Below are 19,298 nucleotides of genomic sequence, written 5' to 3' on the forward strand. Positions count from 1 at the left end.
AAAAACGCTCCTTATCATTTCATTTAATTAATATTTTTTAAAATACTGTAACATTATAAACAATTTTAAACTAAATTACATTATTATTTCTAAAATTATTGGTTTAATATCGTATTTTTTATTAGTAATCTGAAATGTAGAAATTGCCAAATCTAAAAATTGTTGATGAAAATGTTGATCTTTATTAGTATGGAGTTCCATAATTACACTATTTTTTTCAACTTTTTGACCATGAATTTGTTTTAAATAAATTCCTGCCACTGGATCAATGATATCAGTTTTAGTAGTTCTTCCTGCTCCTAATATTACTGATAATTCACCTAAAGCATAATTATTAGTAACATCTAAATAGCCCGATAATTGTGCCTTAACTTTAATAATATATTTAGCTGGTGGTAATTTATCAATATTATCAAGATATTTAGTATCTCCACCTTGACTTTTAACAAAATCATAAAAAATTTGTAGTGGTTTTTCACTAGTAAACATAGCATTAACTTTATCAATACCCTCTTTTAAGGTTTTTACGTTTTTAGCTCCCAATAAGGCTAAAGCTACTAAATTACTAACAAGAATTTTCAAATCTTCTGGTCCTTTATTTTTTAAACTTAAAATAACTTCTTGTAATTCTAATGCATTACCAATTGTTTGTCCTAAAGGCTTATTCATATCACTAATAATAGCATAAATTTTTTTATTAAAAGCTTTACCAATATGTACCATTAATTTTGCTAACTTTCTTGCAGTTACTATATCCTGAACAAAGGCACCTTTTCCACATTTAATGTCTAGTAAAATTAAATCAGCACCCATTGCTATTTTTTTAGACATAACACTAGCAGCAATTAATGGCAATGAATCAACTGTTCCTGAAACATCACGTAATGCATATAATTTTTTATCAGCAGGCACTAAATTACTAGTTTGACTAATAATACTCATACCAACTTTATTAACAACTTTAATAAAATCTGATATTTCCAAATCACATTTAAAATTTGGAATTATTTCCAGTTTATCAATAGTACCACCAGTAATACCCAATCCTCTTCCAGAAATTTTTGCAACCTTTAATCCACAAGCAGCAGCTAATGGACCAAATACTAAACTAGTTTTATCACCAACACCACCAGTTGAATGTTTATCAATACTAAAACCAGTAATTTGTGATAAATCCATGGTTTCACCACTATTAATAACGGCTTTTGTATATTCTACTAATTCATCATTAGTCATTCCCTGAAAATAAACAGCCATTGCTCAAGCACTAATTTGATAGTCTGGTATTGTTTCATTGACAATACCTTCTGTTAAAAATTTTAGTTCTTCTTTATTTAAACTTTGTCCTAATTTCTTTTTAGAGATTAAATCAATCATATACATTTTAATAAAACACCTTACTTTCTTTTTATTAAATAACAATTGCAATTGCAATTGCATTAGTTTCATTATGTGATAAAGATAAAAGTAATTGATAATTCTTAATGATAGTTATTGGTTGATTATATTGATTATAACTAATATCAATATTTTTAAATGTTAACTTTTCTTGTGGTAATGCCTTAAAAATTGCTTCTTTTAATGCTCATCTTCCTGCCAAAAATTCCTGTTGACGTTGTAAAGAATATTGATTAAAAAGTATAATTTCTTTCTTACTTAAAATTCTTTTAGCAAATTCTTCAATATTTTCTATTCGATTTACTTCAATAATATCTATACCTACACTACGCATTGTTAACTCCTTATATAAAATAAAAGGTTAAAACCCTAAAATCCTTGTTTTTATTATATAATTAATATGAAAGAAAGTGTGATATTAATTTCAATAAATCAAATAAATTTTGAAAAGATGGTGGTATATTAATGACATTTTACTTAAATCAAAAACAAAAATCATTAATTAAAGAACACTACCAAAACTATAAAGTTGATAATAAAAATAGTAGTTATGAATTATTTCAATATCATAATATAACAATTGAAATTTATCAAGAAAAAGTTATTTTTAAAGGTACTAAAGAGGATATTATTGCAGAATATCGTAGAATTTGAAATCAACTTGATGAAAATCAATCACTAGTCATTGGCAATGCTGAATTTGGTATTAATAATTTTTTTGGTCCACTTGTTATTATTAGTTCTTATATTGGTTCGGGTAATTTAGAAAAATTACGTTTACTTAACATTCGCGATTATAAAGACTTATCACAAAGTAAATTTATTGAATTAGCACAAGATATTATGAAAACAATTATTTTTGAGTCAGTAATCATTAACAATCGTAAATATAATCAATGAATTGATGCGGGTTATAGCCCCAATATTATTAAAACCTGAGGAGAAAATCAAGCATTAGTTCGTATGTTACAACATAGAATTCAATATGATACTATAGTTATTGATCAATATATTAATGAAGATACATATTACAAATACATTGAAAATATGAAAGATAATCGTAATAAAATTATTAAAGATAAAGTTCAATTTGTTACTAATGCAGAAAGTAAGTATTTAGCTATCGCTTGTAGTACTATTATTAGTCGTTATTTATTTTTAGAAGAAATTAAAAAAATAAAAGGTATTGACACTAATACAATTCCATTAGGTACTGGAAAAGAAGTTAATATATTTTTAGAAAAAATTAAAAATGAAAAAACAATTGAATTTAATAAATTTCTTGAACGTCATAGCAAAAAATCATTTACTGAATTTTTTAAATAAATAAAAAACTTAATTTTTATTAACTATATATAAAAAGATATTTTTTATTTAAAAACTATTAAATAAATGATATAATCCAAATCAGATATATGTTTAAATATATTTTTAAGTCCTATTTTGTTTTTATAAACAAAATAGGACTTTTATACTTAAAGGAGAAAATAAAATGCCAAAAGAAGAAAAAAAACCTTTATTAGAAAAAAATAAACATACTAATTATGGAATTACCCAGCAACAATCTTCTATAAATAATAGTAATTCAAGTAGTACTGAAAGTCTTAATAGTTCAAGTACAATCATCGAAATAGAAGATAGTGAAGAAAATAATTGAATAAATTGTAGTAGTCGTTATGGAGGAACAACACAAAAAAACTCGATGATAATGGAAATTGAAAATATGAAACCCAAATTAAAAATAACTTTGATAGTTTAACTTTTTTTAATGAAAGCACTATTACCATTAATAACAATCAATACTGACAAAAACTAACATTTGTTGAAAAAAATGGAACAGTAATTATAGTGATTTTAGAATTATTAAAAATAAACTTTAATAGAAATATATAAAAAAGAATACAATGATGTTGATGAATATATTGATGATAATTTAGATTTAAAAACTTTTCAAAAAAAAGAAAGAAGATTATCACCCGAAGATCAATTCTTAGAAGGTATTACTATAAAAACTATTAATAATCTTAATAAATTTATAACAAATACCAACTCACTTAATGAACAATTAAAATTATTTAAAGAAAATTCTAATAATAGAGATTTAAATGTTTTATTAAAATTATATAAATATTTAACAATAATACAAAATTTTATTGATCAAACAAAACCAGGAATAATAAGAAATATTGCATATAAATTTTTAGGATTATTAGAAATTTATATTGGACTTACTGGTAAAAATTTACAAAGAGTAGTTTCTAATTTTCCCATTGATGGTAAAGAACACACATCCCAAGATTATATTGATGCTATATTTTGAAATTGACAAAATTATGTTATGGTATTACTTGATACTGCACTTGGCACATTTTTCACTTCAGCAGCTTCAAGTTGATCACGAGATGTTTTTTAATAAAAAAAACAAAACAAATCCCATTGAAATCAATCAATTTAATACCAGTGACTTTGAAAAATATAAAGAAATATTTGAAACACTTTTATTTGAAGAAGACCATCAAAAATTAATGAAATATTTTTCAAATATTTCCATACTTAATGATTTAATACAGAAATTTAATCAAATTGAAAATTGTGTAGAAACAGAATTTGAATATCATCCAAATTTTAAAAAAGAAATTGAACGAATTAAAAAACTAATTATTAATTCACAAACAGAAAATAATAATGCTAATAATGATATTGAAATTAAACAAGTAATATCTTTAGCAAATAAAACAATTAAAACTATGGAACAACAAAATAATAAACCAATAGCATTAGTAACTAATTGAGGACGTAATCTTTTAGTTAATTTAACTTTAGAAACACTAACATGGGCAGGTAGTCATATTATTCTAACTGGTTCATCAGAAAATACTTCTAAAGAAGATTTTAATTTACATGATTGAATCACGAAAGACATTTTTACTACAGGTGCTTTAGCAGCAAATATAAGTCGTTATTTTGTTATGAGACCAATTAATAATATTTTTAAATCGGGTTTAACAAACTTAGGAATTCCAACTAATCTTTGTCCTGAAAAACTTTCAAAATGAGTTGAAAAACAAACTAGATATAAAAAAATATTAATGGCAATCCCTTTATTTTTATCAGTCACTTGTACTGTTAATGCTGTTAAAACAGAAGCTGCATTAGTTACTGAATATGGATTTCAAAAAGCCACAAAATTATTTTATGAAAAATTTGTTAGATGAACAACATTAGGATTTTCAATTGGTGTAACAGCAATTGATATAATTGCTTTTGCTATTTCTGATTTTTATAAAGATGTATTTAATCAACCAATAACTATAAAAAAAATAACAGCAATATTAACTAGTTGTTGTGGATTTACTAAAAAAGAAGCAGTTTTTCTTGAAAAACATTTAGAAAAATTAGAAAACAATGGGAAATTCACAACTTTTGATGAATTGTTTAAAAAATATCAGGAAGAAGAATTTGAAGATTCTGGTATTGAAGAAGTTTTATCACAACAAATAGAATCAGAAAAATCATCAAATGAAAAAGAAACTGATGACGAAACATCAATAGAAGAATTTTCTATTGACAATCCATATGAATTTGCAAATGATATAAATAACCAACCATCAACAAGTACAGGAATATACCATCCAATGCCATTCAATTAAAAGCACTATTTAAATTTAATTTTTAGTCACTCTTTTAAAAAGAGTGACTTTTTTAATATTTTATATTTATTTTTTTTCTAAAAAATGTACACTGATTTTGGATATTTTAGATGTATAAGAATAAATATACCAAAAAAGTAGTGAGAAAGGGATTTTTATGGATGAAAAAAATAAAAGAGAAAAAGAAATAGCAAGAATAAAAGAAAAAATTGCAGCTAATAAATTAAAAAAAGAATCCGAAAAAGCTGAAAAAGAAAGACAACAACAAGAAATCGAAAATAAGAAAAAAATGAAAATAAAAAAACTTTATAAAATTAATATTTAAAGAAAAAATCACTTAATTATTAAGTGATTTTTTTATAAAAATGATTAATTTTAATATGGACGGGTTGTCAAAGGACGTATAAGTTTAACCCATAGAATTCAATAACATTTACAATATAACTTGAAAATTCTATGATTTGTTAATTAAATTATACCATAAATTTTAAAAATGTTAAAAAATATAATTACAAAATTACATTTAAATAACACAAAAATTCTAATCTTAAAATTAGTTTTTAAAAATATTAAATTGTATTAATTTAAGTACTATTAAGATAACTTCTATAATTTAAATAATTTGCTTTTGCTATTAACATATTATTTAATGTTTGATAATTATATATTTTTGCTCCATTAGTTAAAGATTTTAAAAAATGATATACATCACTTTCTGCAGAACATCCAATATTTCAATCAGCATTTTGATTAATAATTCCTTGTTCATTATTTTTAAAATAATTATAAGTTTTTTTAGTAACTTTATTATGATTATTTTCTAAAATAGTAATTAATCCATTATAATTACCATTTGAAAAAGTAGTTGTTACATCTAAATACTTTGTTCAATCAAGTGCTTTCTTTTGATGTTTACCACGAACATTAACAAAAGATTTTCATAAATAACTAAAAGCATGATATTTATCTAAAATATAATAACAACCTAATCAACTAGCCATTGCTCTAATTCATAATGCACCATCACCAGCAACTACTAAATTATAATTATTATATTCTCAATTAATAGCAAATATATTTAATTTAATATCATAATGATTATTAATAGTTTGTATTGTAAAATTATGTAATTCTTCTTGTTTTGGTGCATTATTAGTTTTAAATAACATAAATGAAGTTATTTTCTTATCTAATTTATTTCTATATGAATAAATTTCTTTTCTTCCTAAATTATAAGTTAAAAGTCTACAACAATATTGTTGTTTTAAACCATTTTCATCTCAACAAGTTATATAAGCATTATCTGCACATATATTTAATTTTTCATTATCTAATACTTTAAATTTTTCTTCTGGTATTCATTTTGCAATTTTTGCATTTTTAAAAATTCTTGAAATAAGATTTTTAGAAAAAGAAGTATATTTAAATTCTGATTGAATATTAAAATAACCTTTTTTACTTATTAAATTTTCAATTAAATTATCTAATATATCAAAATATAAATCATTAGTAATTCTTGCTCTTTTTTTAATACCAAATTCTTCATAAATTGGATAATAATATTGTTTATTAATTGTATCTCAATAAACTCTTTGTCTAAAAGTTCCTATTCCAATTGGAGTATTTACTGTTCTATTAACTCTTGAATCAATTTTATATTGATTTTTATTTCTATTTTGAAAAAAATATTCATCAAAATCATGGATTTTTTGAAAATATTTTGCTAAAATATTAGTGATTTCAGATTTTAGAGTATAATATTAACAAACGTTTAATAACTTGAAAATTCTATTTACGTTTAAAAGATAACTTTTATTAGTTATCTTTTCTTTTTTAATAAAATAATGTACAATAAAGAAAAATATAAATAGAAAAGGAAAATAAAAAATGATAGGACAGTACTTAACAAATATTGAACATCATGGCCAAGACCCTAAATGATTATTGATAGGTGTAGGTGTAATAGGACTAGGTATTATGTGATGTTTAATAGATTATTTAATAAAAAAAATTAAAAATAAAAGAATAAAAAATAAAAAAATAGCAGTATAATGCTATTTTTTGTTATAATTATATTATAAAAATTAAATAAAAAATATATGAAGTAATTAATAAAGTTAATAAGTTAGTTTTTTCGGTCACTTAACTTAAAGATTATATTAATTATATCATAATTTTTCGTTTTTTAAAGCATATGAAAGGAGATTTTTATGTGCAAGAAGAAAAAATAAAAATAAGAACAATTTTTAATGATGCAAAAGCATTAAGAGAAAAATTAGAAGAATATTTTAATCATTGTAAACAAACTGAAGAAGTACCTACTAAAATTGGTATGTTAGTTTATTTAGATATTACTGAAAATACTCTTTATAGTTGAAAACAAAAAAAGAGAAATACTTTTTTACAACAAATTAATTGAGCATATTTACAAATACGCCATATTAATACACAAAGATATTTAAAAGCAAATGCAAATAATACTGCATGATATTTAGAAAGAGCATTTGTGAAAGAATATCATTTATCTACAAAAATTGATATAAAAAGTAGTGATAATACAGCCCCTATAGCAATTAGTTTAGAAAATAAAGGTAAGAATAAATGTTAAGTAATTTTGGTTATTTATTAGATATTGCTAAAAGAATGTATTTAAAACAACCTTTAAATATTAATAAAATTAAACAATTAGGTAGTCGTAAATCAGGTAAAACATTTAGTGATATTGAATTTCTTGGAATTTTATTAATGTTAGAAAATATTAATATTCATGCTTATTTAATTCGTAATATGTCAAAACAATTAAATGATAGTTGACAAGAATTAAAACAAATTATTAGAGCAACATATCCTAGTATTAATTTTATTATTAGTGAAACTAAAAAAACTATTGAATTTAATGGTAGTAAAATAACTTGTAAATATTTACATTCACAAGATAATAGTAATGTTAAATTAACTGGATTAGCAAGTAATTATTTATATGATTATGTAATTATATGAAGTGATGAAAGATATGAAATTACTGAAAATGATTATCAAGATTTAAAAGATGCTATTCGTGGTGCAAATCAATTATTAGAAATTGAAAGTTGTAATCCTTGAAGTATTTTAAATGAATTTATTAAAAAAACTATAAATGCTTGTCCTCAAAATGAAAAGCAAATTATTAATGAATATGAACAATTTACTATTATTGATAATACTATTTATCATTATCAAAATTGAAAATTAAATACTCATTTAAAAGATAGTGATAAACAACAATTATTAGAAATAGAACTTCTAGACCCAATATCTGCAAGAGTAAGAAGTCATGGTTTAGTAGGTTATGAATCTGGTGGAATATATTCACATTTAATTCATAAGATTAGTAGATTATTACAACCAAGTTATAGATTTAGTGCTGGATTAGATTATGGATTTAAAGATGATGCTTTAGCATGTTTATTAATAGGTTTTGATTATGATTTTAAATTTGTTAATGTTATTGATTGTTTAAAAATAGAAAATAAATTAATTCGTTATGATAATAAACAATTAGCAAGATTAGTAGTTGAGTTTTATATTAAATTAGCAAAAGAAAATAATTTGTTATATGAATATGGTTTAACTGTATATTGTGATTTTAGTAATTATACATTTATTGAAATGTTAAATGATACAGCAATTAAATATCAAGTTAATTCATGGCTATATTTTAAAGATTGTGTGAAATTAAGACTTGAGTTTAGAATAGGTAAAAATGTGGCTTTAATGGCATCAGAACGCTTAAATATTAGTATGAATGCACAAGCATTATTAGATGAATTTAGATTGGCTGTATGAGACCCTAAAAGTATTAAACAAATACCATTAGCTGGTAATGACCATTTACGTGATGCATTTGATTATGCAATTGAGCCATATATTAGAAATTTAAGTGCAAATATAAATCCTTATTTTGAAAGGAAGTAACATATGAATAATCATAATACTGAAATATTAATTCCTAAGTGATGTATGATTAATCTTCAAGAAATAATAGCAAATCATGCAAGTAAATTATTATGGGGTAATGGTTATACTTTAACAAGTGAACATGAAGAATATAAAAGAGCAATTGAAAAAATAAAAGAATGAAATAATTTTGATAGTTTGTTTTATCAAGATTGTCATATTAAATCTGGTTATGGTTATAGTATTGTTCAAATTGATAAAAGTAAAACTGGTAGAATATCATTAAATTTTGCTCAGCCATATGCTCAATCAAGAGTTGCAAGAGTATTAGAAACTGAATATAGTGCATCAACATGGTCAAGAGTACAGTATGATGACCAAAGTATTTATGTTAAAACAACATATACTCAAAATCAAATAATTAGATATTTTACAAGTGATTATGTTACTTTAGATGGTTTACAAGAAAAAATAAGTAAAGATTTACAATTACCTTTAATTAGAAAATCATAATTTAGGTATTATTCCAGTTAAATTTATGCAAAATTTACCTAAAAAGAATTTCTTTGGTGGAGTTATTGGTGATTATTATCCAGATATGACTCCAATTAAAAAACAACAAAAATTATTAAATAAAACATTTGAATCAATTGAACATGAACTTGAATATAATGTTACTCGTGTATTTTTAGATATTACTGAACAAGAAATAAATCAATCTAAAACTGCTTTTGATTTAAAGAAATTAATAGGTAAATTTATTTTACAAGCAAATTTAAGAAGTTTAGGAAGTACTAGTGGAACACCACCAATTGCAATATTACAAGGTAGTCCAATATTAGATAAATATGCAGAATTTATTCAATTTATTATTGATAAAGCATTTGAAGGTAGTGGATATAGTCCAGTAAATGATACTACTAGTCAAAAAACTGAAGCAGAAGTATTAATTACTAATTCAAGAGATATGGAAACTACAAGAATTAAAAGAACTTTAAATCAAAGTGATTGAAATGAAATATTTCAAAGATGTTTTATATTAATGGGATTAGATGGTGATAAATCAAAATGAACATTTGAAATTAAAGAAAATACTATTACAGATAGATTAAAATCACTTGAAATTGATGAAGCAGAATTAAGATTAGGAATTACTAATATTAAAAGAATTATAGTTAAAAGATATGGTGTTAGTGAAGAAGAAGCACAACAAATTATTAATGAAAATAGAAAATATCAAAAAGAAGAAATTGAATTTAATAATACTTTTTTAGGAGAAACTAAAAATGGGAATGACACCAAAACAGAATCATCAATTAATTAAAACTGTATGAAAAAGTACAGGTGAAATTGAAAAAGATTTTACACAAAATAAAGATTTACAATTTCGTGTATGTCCTTTTACTATTATTTTAGGTGCTATAAATTCAACAGAAACGGGTTATAAACCACCAACTTCAATACCTAATGATTATACTTCATTTAGTAAAATCTTTACTGGAAGAGAAGCAATACAAGCAGTTTGAGACCATTCTTATTATCCTATTCAAAATAAAGATAATCCAGATGAAGCATATAAACAATTACAAATTGGTGATGTATTTTATGGAAATATTGTAAGTGACCAATTAGGTATTACTTATTCAGCAACTCCAGCAAATAATGCTTTTATTCAAGAACAAGCAATTAAAAATGTAGTTATTAATATTCCAAATGAAAAAAAGAATTTTAGTTTTATTAATAATATTGTTTCAAATTTATATAAGTTATATATGATTCCAGAAATTAATAAAGTTATAAATACTGATAAATCAATTAAAGTTGATAGACAATGATATATTCTTGAAGTTGCAACTAAAACTTATAATCCAGAAAATAAAGAATTGGCTTATATTCAATGTACTTTTAGTTCATTAAATGATAAATTAGCACATAGTGGATTAGCAATTAATCAATATGTGCAATTAGGTGCACCTGCTGACCCAGTAGCATTACCAGCATTAGATGAAAATAATAATATTGTTTTGGATGATAATTATTTAACATCATTACCAGTTACTCATTGTCAAATATCATTTTATGGTTCAGTAAAACCTATTTCAATAGCATTATGAGGTAGAGATATTGATAATAATCCTATTAATACTAAACAACATAAATATCGACAATATCCAAGTAAATTATTATTTCCATGACAATATCAATGTTCAACTTATGACCCAGTAAGTTTTCAAGCATTACCAGAAACAAATTATGTTTTAACTGTTCAAGGTCAGAGTGTTATGGATAGTTATCAAGATTGACAAAAAGTAATTGCACCAAATTATGATGATGGTGCAACTAAACATTATGAAGGTCATTTAAGAACTAATGTTGAAAAAACTAAAAATACTAATAAAGTTGATGTATCAAATAGATTAGTAAATTATTGAGATAATAATTTTTTAAATGGTGCTGAAATAGAAGATTATAATTATGCAACTGCTGGTAATCCATATTTTCAATATTATAATAAAAATAATAAAAAATTTATTGGTAATACTCATTATAATATGAATAATAATAAATTTAAGCAATTAAATACTATAAATGCATTACATTATTTTATTTATAATCCTATTAGTGAAATACCTTTAACAGTTAGAGAAACTATTAAAATTAATCTTAATACTATACCTATATTTGGGTCATTTATGAATGCTTTTGTTGGTGGTTTAGATATTGGTGCTAAATTATCAAGTAATTTATTAATACCTCAATTTCCTTATATAAATGGCTTAATTTCTGCTGAATTATATAATTTTTATACAACATTATTATATAGTTCACAAAGTACTAATCCAGCATTAATTCCATTAGATGTATTTAGAAATGATACTCCAGATGCTATACAAGCAGTTGCTGGAACAGCAAGTCATATGACATCATTTACATTTAATTTAACTGATATGATTAATTTACAAAATTTTGATATTAATGATGGAAGTATTTCTTCACAAGGAATTTATGATACTGTAAATTTAGTTCAAAATGGTGCTGGTGGTAAAGATACAATTTCATTATTAGCAAAAGAAGATAGTTCAATTCCATTATTAAATGCTCCAAATTTTACTAATACAAATCTTGTTAAATGAGCAATTGATATGATTGATATTAAAGTTGTTGGTAAAAGTAATTTTAAAATAACATTTTATTCAATGCCAGATAATAGAAATGGTGCTGTTAATGATAATTTTAGTATTTGAAGTGGTACTTATCAAACAGTTGGTAAAGCAAGTAATAATAGTAGATTAATTCAAAATACATTTATTTTAGCAAATAATACTTTTAAATTTGACCAACCATTTAATTATCCACAAGCAATTCAACCACCCCCATTAATAGAAAGAGCACACCCTATATTTATCGATTTAAGTAATCAAAGTCAATATGGCATTAATAATAGTATTAAAGGTTCATATGATATAAGACCAAATTATCCTTATCAGATGAGACCTGATATAAATGATGAATTAAGTGGTTATGGTAAAGCAGTATTATTTTCATTTAAAGATTATGGTTATGATAGTTTTGATAAATTTAAAGAAGATTATGAAAGTATAACATTTAATTTTAATTTTAATATGAACGCAATTTATGAAACAGTAACAAATTCAAAAAATTGGTTTACACCTATAAAAATTAATTTAAGTGAATTAAAAGATATTAATGAAAATAATCCACAATTTGAATCACATGTTAATTATTATGATAATAATTCTGGGAATCATAATGATGCTACAGATAATTGAACATTTAATATTATTAATGAAAAAAAATCCCACGATAAATATCCTCGTCAATCAGCAACTTTAAAAGCAACAGATAATATTAATAGCACTTATGTTAATGATTTATTATGAACAAATGATAATTTAAGTCGAGAAAATACAATTGCTTCATCAATTTGATTTAAAATAGTGGCTTATATTAGTTTTGATAAATATATAGTACTAAGATATCAATTTATTGTAACTTTTACATTTAGCATGGGATTACCTCATATTAAAACTAATGCCAATTGAAACTTACAAACTACATCATTGGTAATTAATCCAAAAAGTTCAACTTAGAAAGGTGGTGGTAATTATGTTAAATGAAGATGAAATGAAAGAAGGTAATACTATGGAAGAAAAAGAAAAAGATGAACAAGAAGAAATTGAATCAAATTCAACAGAAAATGAATCAAAAAGCGAAGAAAATGAATTAAAACCATTAGAAAGTGAATCAAAAGAATCAGAAACTGAAGAAGTTAAAGAACCAACTTTAGAAGATAAATATAAAGAATTAGAAGAAAAATATAATGCTTTATATAAAGAAAAAACTGATAAAGATAGAGAAATTAGACATTCAAAAAGTTATAAAAAATATGATTTATCACAAGAAAATATTGATTTATTAAAAAGATATCTTGGAGATAAAGAAGATATTGAAGAAGAATTATCATTATTAAATAAAGATTTTCCACATTTATTTAATAAAAATAAAGATACAAATATTAGTTCTTCTTTAGATGTAAAAGATAAATTTAAAGAAAATAAAGAAGATGAAGTAGATACTAGAAAAATAGGAATGGTAGGTTAATATGACTATTAAAGAATTTAATGAAAAATATAAAAATATAAATCTTCGTTATGATAAAACTTTAAATTCTTTAAGTTTATCTACAGAAGATGATATTAAGAAAATAATAACAAAATATGATGAATTAAAATTTTATCATCATGAACAAATAGATTTTATAGTACAAGTAACAAGTGATTTATTAGAATTACAATCAGTTTGAGAAATTAAACCTACTAGAGAATATTTAAAAATAGAAGAATTAGAAGCGCAAGGAGATAAATAAAATGGCAATTATTACAACACAATCAACAACAATTAATGACCCAAGTAATCCAACTGGGAAATTAGATTTATCAGTTAAATATATTAAAAATTTAAAAGTTTTATTATCAAAAAGAGTAGCGTTAATTAATGCAACAGTAGAAAATAGAGAACAATTAGATGCTGGTACTGCTATTTATAATATTACTAAAAGAAATATTACTGAAGATTATACTGCTGGTGCTGGAGCAAATAATCTAACAGCAGTGAATACAGTTCAAATTCTTTTAAATAAAAAGAAAGAAATTAATTTTGAAGAAGAAACATTAGATTTAAAGTTATTAGGTGCTAAATATGAAGATGGTAATGTTCTTGTATCAGATAGTTTAGCATCAAGTTGAATTGATGCAAAAGCAAAATCTGTTGAAATATATTTAGTTGCAAAATTATTATCATTAGCAGTTAAAACAGCCAAAGATAATGGAATTATTAATATTGCATTACCAAGTAATCCAAAAATAGATGATTATAGAATGTTATTATGATTAAAAATATCAAATACGTTAGCAACATTAAAAGCAAGAATTACTGATGAATATATTGGTACAGATGAAGAAGATTATGTATTATGAGTATCTAGTTTTTTTAAACCATTAGTATTATTATCAACAACTACATTAGGTAGTGATAGTGCTTCACAAGCATTAAAAGATGGTAAAATTGTAGAAATTGGTGGTATTAAAATTATAGAATGTCCATGATTAGGAAGAAATTATCCTGCTGGAGTTATTGATAAACAAGAATCATTTAATTTTTTAGGATGTGATGCTGTATTAGTACATAAAGAAGCATTAGCATTTCCATTTAATCGTGGTCAAGATAATACTTTTGTTTTACAAAGTAATGGTAATGTTAAGAATTTTCATAAGTTTTTAGTTTCAGAAGGTAAAGCATTAAGACCAGATTTAGTTAAAGGATTTACAGTTACTTCAAGTATAGATATTGCAACAGCAATTGAGTTTACGAATTTAGGAAAAATAACTATGGCTGGTGATGCTCCAACTGCAGATGAAGTAGAAAAAGCAGTTATTGCTAAAAATCCTAATTATGTTAAAGGTAATGCTAATTTTTCAGATTTAACAGCAACAAGTGCTAATGTTGAAGGTAAAACTTTATATGATGGTTCTTTACAAGTAACTTTTACAAAGAAGTAATTTAAATGCTTATTATATTACTTTTAAGAATGATATTAGAAACTGCTGTTAGTGATATACAAACTGCTGAATTAATAGAAAAATTTAAAAAAAATAATTCATTATTTAATAGTTTTTTAAAAAATCCAGCAGGAATATTAAAAAATCAATTAATGTCAAAAGTATTAGGACAAGGTAAATCTCAAAAAGAATTATCTGAATTTCAACAAGTTTTACAAAAATTAACAAATTTACCAGTAATTCATAAAAAAATAATGACACATATTACTAATAATAATATTGCTAAATTACAACATATTCAAAAACAATATTTAAATGGTAAGTCATTAATGGATAAAGGTAAAGAAATAATAATGAATTCTTTAACTGAACAAGATTATGATAGTATGATTGGAGTTTATGTAAATCTTTCTAGTAGTGCATTAGCGGGTGGTATATGAACTCCAGTAATACAACAACAGTCGGGTACTTATGGTATTGCTACATTAACTTATAGAACTAATTTATCTAAAAGTTATGATTATTTTATGGTTTCTAGAGAAACTTGAATTGATATGTGTAAAGCAACAGGTGCTTATGGTACTGGTGCTAATAAGATATTTCAAAATCAATATTATCACGGTGGTTTATCAAAATCTGATAGAGAACAAAGAGCCAGAACTAATGTTAAAAATATGAATAAAAAAGTTACTCAACAATCTAAATATAAATCAGTTATTGGTGTAGTTAATAAATCACAAGCAGTACAAGGATATGGAAGGTTTAAAGATTATGGAAAACAAAAATAATATTGATTGAAATGTAAATTTAAATTATATTACAAAAGATGATTTAAAAACTATATATGGTTTTATACCAGATGCTGACCAAACTACTATTGATAATACTAAAACTGATTTTACTATTATGTCTATTGCTATATCAAGTGAGCGAATTAATACTATTACTGGTAATCAAATTGAAGTAATAGGATTTAAAAATCTTAATGAAACTCAACAACAATTAGTTAAAAGAGCAACAGCAAGAATGACTATATATTATTTAACTGATGGAATGGCATTTATAAGAAGTAGTGTATCAATTAGTGGTAATGGTTTATCAAGTAGTATTAGTCCACCAAGTGAACCAGATTATGTATTAATGGAAGTATATAATTTATTACAACAAGCAAATTTACATACTCCAAGAAAAGCAATTAATAATCCTATTTCATGTAATACAGATAATTTTAATACACCTAATATTTTTGATGAAAGTGATACTAGAGTAATTACTTGAGATTCTGGTAATAAAACATTTTTACGAAAAGAAGGATTAATTGCTGGTACTGGTATAAAAATAGATGATATTACTGATACTATACCTAAATTAAAAATTCATGTTGATAGTAATATTGATTCATTATGAGAAGTTGATAAAGATAATCCTAATTTTATAAAGCCAAAAGATGATAAAGGTATTGATGTTAATGGTAAAAGAATTATTGATGTTGGTACTCCTACATTTTTAAGTGATGCTACAACTAAAGAATATGTTGATAAAAAGCAAGATAAATTAATTGCTGGTACTAATATAACTATTGATGAAAATAATAAAATTAGTGCTACTGGTGGTAAAGTAGATTTATCTGATTATTATAAAAAAGAAGAAGTAGATAAAAAATTAGAAGATACAAAAGCAATGTTTCCAGTAGCATTTCAATTAAATGCTATTGGTCAAGAAATTCCTAGTTTAAAAACTACTAATAAAACAGTTGTTGGTGCTATTAATGAAATTAAAGTAAATAGTAGTTCAGTTGATGAAAATAGAATATTTGATAATAAAGAACAGAAAAAAGTAAGTTTACATTTTACAAATGATATTGCTATTGCTGGTGGTCAAACATTTACATATAAAAATAATCCATATTTAACAGAAGATAATGATATACCAAATAAAAAATATGTAGATAATAAAGTAAATGATAAACAAGATAAAATTAATGATTTAGATAATAGAATATTTAAAGATAAAAAACAAAAAGAAAATATTATTGAATTACTTACAAATGCTTTTTATCTTGCAAATACTCTTTTTGATGAAAATGAATTTTATGGAACAAATACAAAAGAATTAGGTAATAAAATTCATTTAAATGCAAATGGTATTGTAAAAATTTTAAAAACTAAAAATATACCAGAATTAGAAACATTTTATAAAACTATTATTGGTGCTATTAATGAATTAAATAAAAGAATACCAAAAATTAAAAGTAAAACATTAAATATTAATGAAGTAGATAATACTTATGATATTGAATTAAAAAATAATCCAACACCAAGTCCAAATATTTCAAATTGAAAAGAAGTAGGATAAATTATAACAGATAAAAATAATAATAATCAAAATTATATAAAATATATATTTAAAGATAAAACACATTATAGAATATATATAAGTTATGGTGATTATACAACTAAAGAAAATAATAAAAATTATAGTTGACAAATAATTAATTTTTATTATCAATTAGATACAAGCGTTGTAAAAAGTAGTTTATGAATAGCAAATAATAACAATAACCAACAAACTGAAATTAATATTTATAACAATAGAATAATGTGGGGTATGGGTAGAGATTATATTTTTAAAAAATTAGAAGAATTACAGGAATAATATTATGATTTGAAAAATTATAAAGATTATTTTAGGTTTGATTGGAGTTTTATTATCTTCTGCTGTTGCTGGTTTAATTATATTTATTATTGTAAAAATTATATTAAAAATTAATCAAATATTTTAAAGAAAGGTGGTGATTAATATGGATACTACAACAATTATTATAGTTGCTAATTTATGTATTAATGGAGGTTATGTTTTAATTAAATTAGGAAAAGCATTAGTTGCATTTGGCAAATCTTTAACAGACCCTAATAAAAAAGCACTTAAAAAACAAAATAAAATTAATAAATTACAAAGTAAATTAAATTCTATTAATAAACAACCAGAAATAAAAAGTATTTATTAATAATAAAAAAATGCCTTTAATAGGCATTTTTATTTATTTATAAACTCATATGACTATAATCTCATCTTAAATTTGATTCACTAATTTCACTAGTAGCACCATATTGACTTATACTATCATTAATAAGATTTGCAGTTTCATTATTAAATGCTGTTTCTTGCATTTCTTCATTATGATGTGTGGTTTCCATAGGTAATAAATTATGGATTATTTCACTTGCACCAGCAATTATGGTAGGTACTGCATAAGCATTATTAAAATCATTATTAATACCCATAGCAACACCACTACTAATTAATGTTCCACCAGTAGCCATATTGGCTATTTTACGTATAGTTTCAAATTTACTTGGTATTAATTCAGTAATTCCAGCAACTAAATTAGCAATACCATATGAATTAAGACTAATAAATGTATCTCAATCCATTAAATGATTATCAGTAGTATTGGGATTGCTTAATAATAAATCTGGTGGAAATGGGTCAACTGTTGTAGTACTAGTAGTAGTTATAGGAATAGGTGTTGTAGTTGGTTCTATAGGATTTGTAGTATTAGTAAATTTAGCATAATTAACTATTCCAATTGTTCCTAATCCTAATAATATTTTTTTAGAACTATTTAATAATTTAGTTTTATAAGAATGTCTTTGATTTAAATTTCAAATATCTAAACCTAATTTTTTACCAAATAATAAACTATTAATTGAACCTAATACTGGATTTGCAATCACTTGACCATAATAAGCACTTGTACCAATCATTGCACAAATTGGACTTATTGAAGAGCGAAGTATTTTTATTAAAGTATAATTATTTGTTTCCATTTTTATTCTCCTTATTTTTTTCCTTAAAATAATTTTTAATACCTTTATTATATATTTCTAATAAATGATTTAATACTGCTTGTTCTCTTTGATATTGATAAGTTGCGACTATACATTTATTAGGTTTATGATTAGCACATATATGTTCTTCTGACATTCTTTCAATCATTTTATTCTCCTTCATTAATTTCTATTTCTAAATTAGAAATAATACATTCTAATATATAAATAAAATCTTTTACTAAATGAAATTGTGATTTTTTTAATAAATCTTTAATTTTCATTTCTTTATAATATCGTAGATGATGTAATTTACTATAACAATAAAAAGAAAGAATTTAGTGGTGGCGGTAATTCTTATCCTGAACGTGGAAAAATTAATTTAATTGGTGATATAGAAGAAA

General features: G+C 23.1%; 22 protein-coding genes. 17 read left to right on the forward strand and 5 right to left on the reverse strand.

Annotated features, from left to right (window positions below):
* Positions 1-75: 75 nt before the first annotated feature.
* Entirely contained in the window at positions 76-1,383 is a 1,308-nt protein-coding gene (locus tag AACK83_RS02860) for a thymidine phosphorylase (RefSeq protein WP_338959314.1), read from the reverse strand.
* A gap of 28 nt (positions 1,384-1,411) precedes the next feature.
* Positions 1,412-1,732 carry a holo-ACP synthase gene (gene acpS, locus AACK83_RS02865; RefSeq protein ID WP_174479919.1) on the reverse strand — a complete coding sequence of 107 codons (321 nt, stop codon included), beginning with the start codon at positions 1,730-1,732 and terminating at the stop codon, positions 1,412-1,414.
* A 131-nt stretch (positions 1,733-1,863) separates the two neighbouring features.
* Between acpS and AACK83_RS02870 the strand changes: the two genes are divergently transcribed.
* The 4 genes from AACK83_RS02870 (at position 1,864) to AACK83_RS02885 (ending at position 5,373) form a co-directional block, all read left to right on the forward strand.
* Complete coding sequence (locus tag AACK83_RS02870) at positions 1,864-2,724, forward strand: ribonuclease HIII (protein WP_338959317.1); 861 nt, start codon at positions 1,864-1,866, stop codon at positions 2,722-2,724.
* 166 nt (positions 2,725-2,890) lie between these two features.
* Positions 2,891-3,157 (forward strand): hypothetical protein, encoded by a 267-nt coding sequence (locus tag AACK83_RS02875; protein WP_338959319.1) that lies wholly within the window; start codon positions 2,891-2,893, stop codon positions 3,155-3,157.
* A 643-nt stretch (positions 3,158-3,800) separates the two neighbouring features.
* Positions 3,801-5,048: a hypothetical protein gene (locus AACK83_RS02880; protein ID WP_338959321.1), complete on the forward strand. Its 1,248-nt coding sequence runs from the start codon at positions 3,801-3,803 to the stop codon at positions 5,046-5,048.
* 157 nt (positions 5,049-5,205) lie between these two features.
* Positions 5,206-5,373, forward strand: a complete 168-nt coding sequence (locus AACK83_RS02885; RefSeq protein WP_338959323.1) for a hypothetical protein — start codon at positions 5,206-5,208, stop codon at positions 5,371-5,373.
* Positions 5,374-5,632: 259 nt separating this feature from the next.
* On the opposite strand, the gene AACK83_RS02890 is transcribed toward AACK83_RS02885, so the two are convergent.
* Positions 5,633-6,217 carry a hypothetical protein gene (locus AACK83_RS02890; RefSeq protein ID WP_338959325.1) on the reverse strand — a complete coding sequence of 195 codons (585 nt, stop codon included), beginning with the start codon at positions 6,215-6,217 and terminating at the stop codon, positions 5,633-5,635.
* Between the two features lie 718 nt (positions 6,218-6,935).
* Here AACK83_RS02890 and AACK83_RS02895 point away from each other — a divergent pair.
* The 13 genes from AACK83_RS02895 (at position 6,936) to AACK83_RS02955 (ending at position 18,071) form a co-directional block, all read left to right on the forward strand.
* Positions 6,936-7,100: a hypothetical protein gene (locus AACK83_RS02895; RefSeq protein WP_338959327.1), complete on the forward strand. Its 165-nt coding sequence runs from the start codon at positions 6,936-6,938 to the stop codon at positions 7,098-7,100.
* 160 nt (positions 7,101-7,260) lie between these two features.
* Positions 7,261-7,656 carry a terminase small subunit gene (locus AACK83_RS02900; protein ID WP_174480004.1) on the forward strand — a complete coding sequence of 132 codons (396 nt, stop codon included), beginning with the start codon at positions 7,261-7,263 and terminating at the stop codon, positions 7,654-7,656.
* On the forward strand, positions 7,650-9,002 hold the full coding sequence (locus tag AACK83_RS02905) for a phage terminase large subunit (protein ID WP_338959331.1): 1,353 nt from the start codon (positions 7,650-7,652) through the stop codon (positions 9,000-9,002). The genes AACK83_RS02900 and AACK83_RS02905 overlap by 7 nt, the downstream gene beginning before the upstream one ends.
* Positions 9,003-9,005: 3 nt before the next feature.
* Positions 9,006-9,497 (forward strand): hypothetical protein, encoded by a 492-nt coding sequence (locus tag AACK83_RS02910; protein ID WP_338959333.1) that lies wholly within the window; start codon positions 9,006-9,008, stop codon positions 9,495-9,497.
* A 25-nt stretch (positions 9,498-9,522) separates the two neighbouring features.
* Positions 9,523-10,308: a hypothetical protein gene (locus AACK83_RS02915; RefSeq protein WP_338959335.1), complete on the forward strand. Its 786-nt coding sequence runs from the start codon at positions 9,523-9,525 to the stop codon at positions 10,306-10,308.
* Complete coding sequence (locus AACK83_RS02920) at positions 10,271-13,096, forward strand: hypothetical protein (protein WP_338959336.1); 2,826 nt, start codon at positions 10,271-10,273, stop codon at positions 13,094-13,096. Before AACK83_RS02915 ends, AACK83_RS02920 begins: the two co-directional genes overlap by 38 nt.
* 16 nt (positions 13,097-13,112) lie before the next feature.
* A complete protein-coding gene (locus AACK83_RS02925; protein ID WP_338959337.1) occupies positions 13,113-13,607 on the forward strand; it encodes a hypothetical protein in 495 nt (164 codons plus the stop codon).
* A gap of 1 nt (position 13,608) precedes the next feature.
* Entirely contained in the window at positions 13,609-13,872 is a 264-nt protein-coding gene (locus AACK83_RS02930) for a hypothetical protein (protein WP_338957953.1), read from the forward strand.
* A 1-nt stretch (position 13,873) separates the two neighbouring features.
* On the forward strand, positions 13,874-15,064 hold the full coding sequence (locus AACK83_RS02935; protein ID WP_338959339.1) for a hypothetical protein: 1,191 nt from the start codon (positions 13,874-13,876) through the stop codon (positions 15,062-15,064).
* Between the two features lie 5 nt (positions 15,065-15,069).
* Entirely contained in the window at positions 15,070-15,852 is a 783-nt protein-coding gene (locus AACK83_RS02940; protein ID WP_338959340.1) for a hypothetical protein, read from the forward strand.
* Complete coding sequence (locus tag AACK83_RS02945) at positions 15,836-17,419, forward strand: hypothetical protein (protein ID WP_338959341.1); 1,584 nt, start codon at positions 15,836-15,838, stop codon at positions 17,417-17,419. Before AACK83_RS02940 ends, AACK83_RS02945 begins: the two co-directional genes overlap by 17 nt.
* A 304-nt stretch (positions 17,420-17,723) precedes the next feature.
* Complete coding sequence (locus AACK83_RS02950) at positions 17,724-17,846, forward strand: hypothetical protein (RefSeq protein ID WP_338957331.1); 123 nt, start codon at positions 17,724-17,726, stop codon at positions 17,844-17,846.
* 18 nt (positions 17,847-17,864) lie between these two features.
* Complete coding sequence (locus AACK83_RS02955) at positions 17,865-18,071, forward strand: hypothetical protein (protein ID WP_338957961.1); 207 nt, start codon at positions 17,865-17,867, stop codon at positions 18,069-18,071.
* 37 nt (positions 18,072-18,108) lie between these two features.
* On the opposite strand, the gene AACK83_RS02960 is transcribed toward AACK83_RS02955, so the two are convergent.
* On the reverse strand, positions 18,109-18,894 hold the full coding sequence (locus AACK83_RS02960; protein WP_338959342.1) for a hypothetical protein: 786 nt from the start codon (positions 18,892-18,894) through the stop codon (positions 18,109-18,111).
* Positions 18,881-19,063, reverse strand: a complete 183-nt coding sequence (locus AACK83_RS02965; RefSeq protein WP_338957966.1) for a hypothetical protein — start codon at positions 19,061-19,063, stop codon at positions 18,881-18,883. The genes AACK83_RS02960 and AACK83_RS02965 overlap by 14 nt, the downstream gene beginning before the upstream one ends.
* Positions 19,064-19,298: the final 235 nt, after the last annotated feature.

Source organism: Spiroplasma endosymbiont of Tiphia femorata (assembly GCF_964020225.1).
In the GTDB taxonomy this organism is placed as follows: Bacteria; Bacillota_I; Bacilli_A; order Mycoplasmatales; family VBWQ01; genus Spiroplasma_E.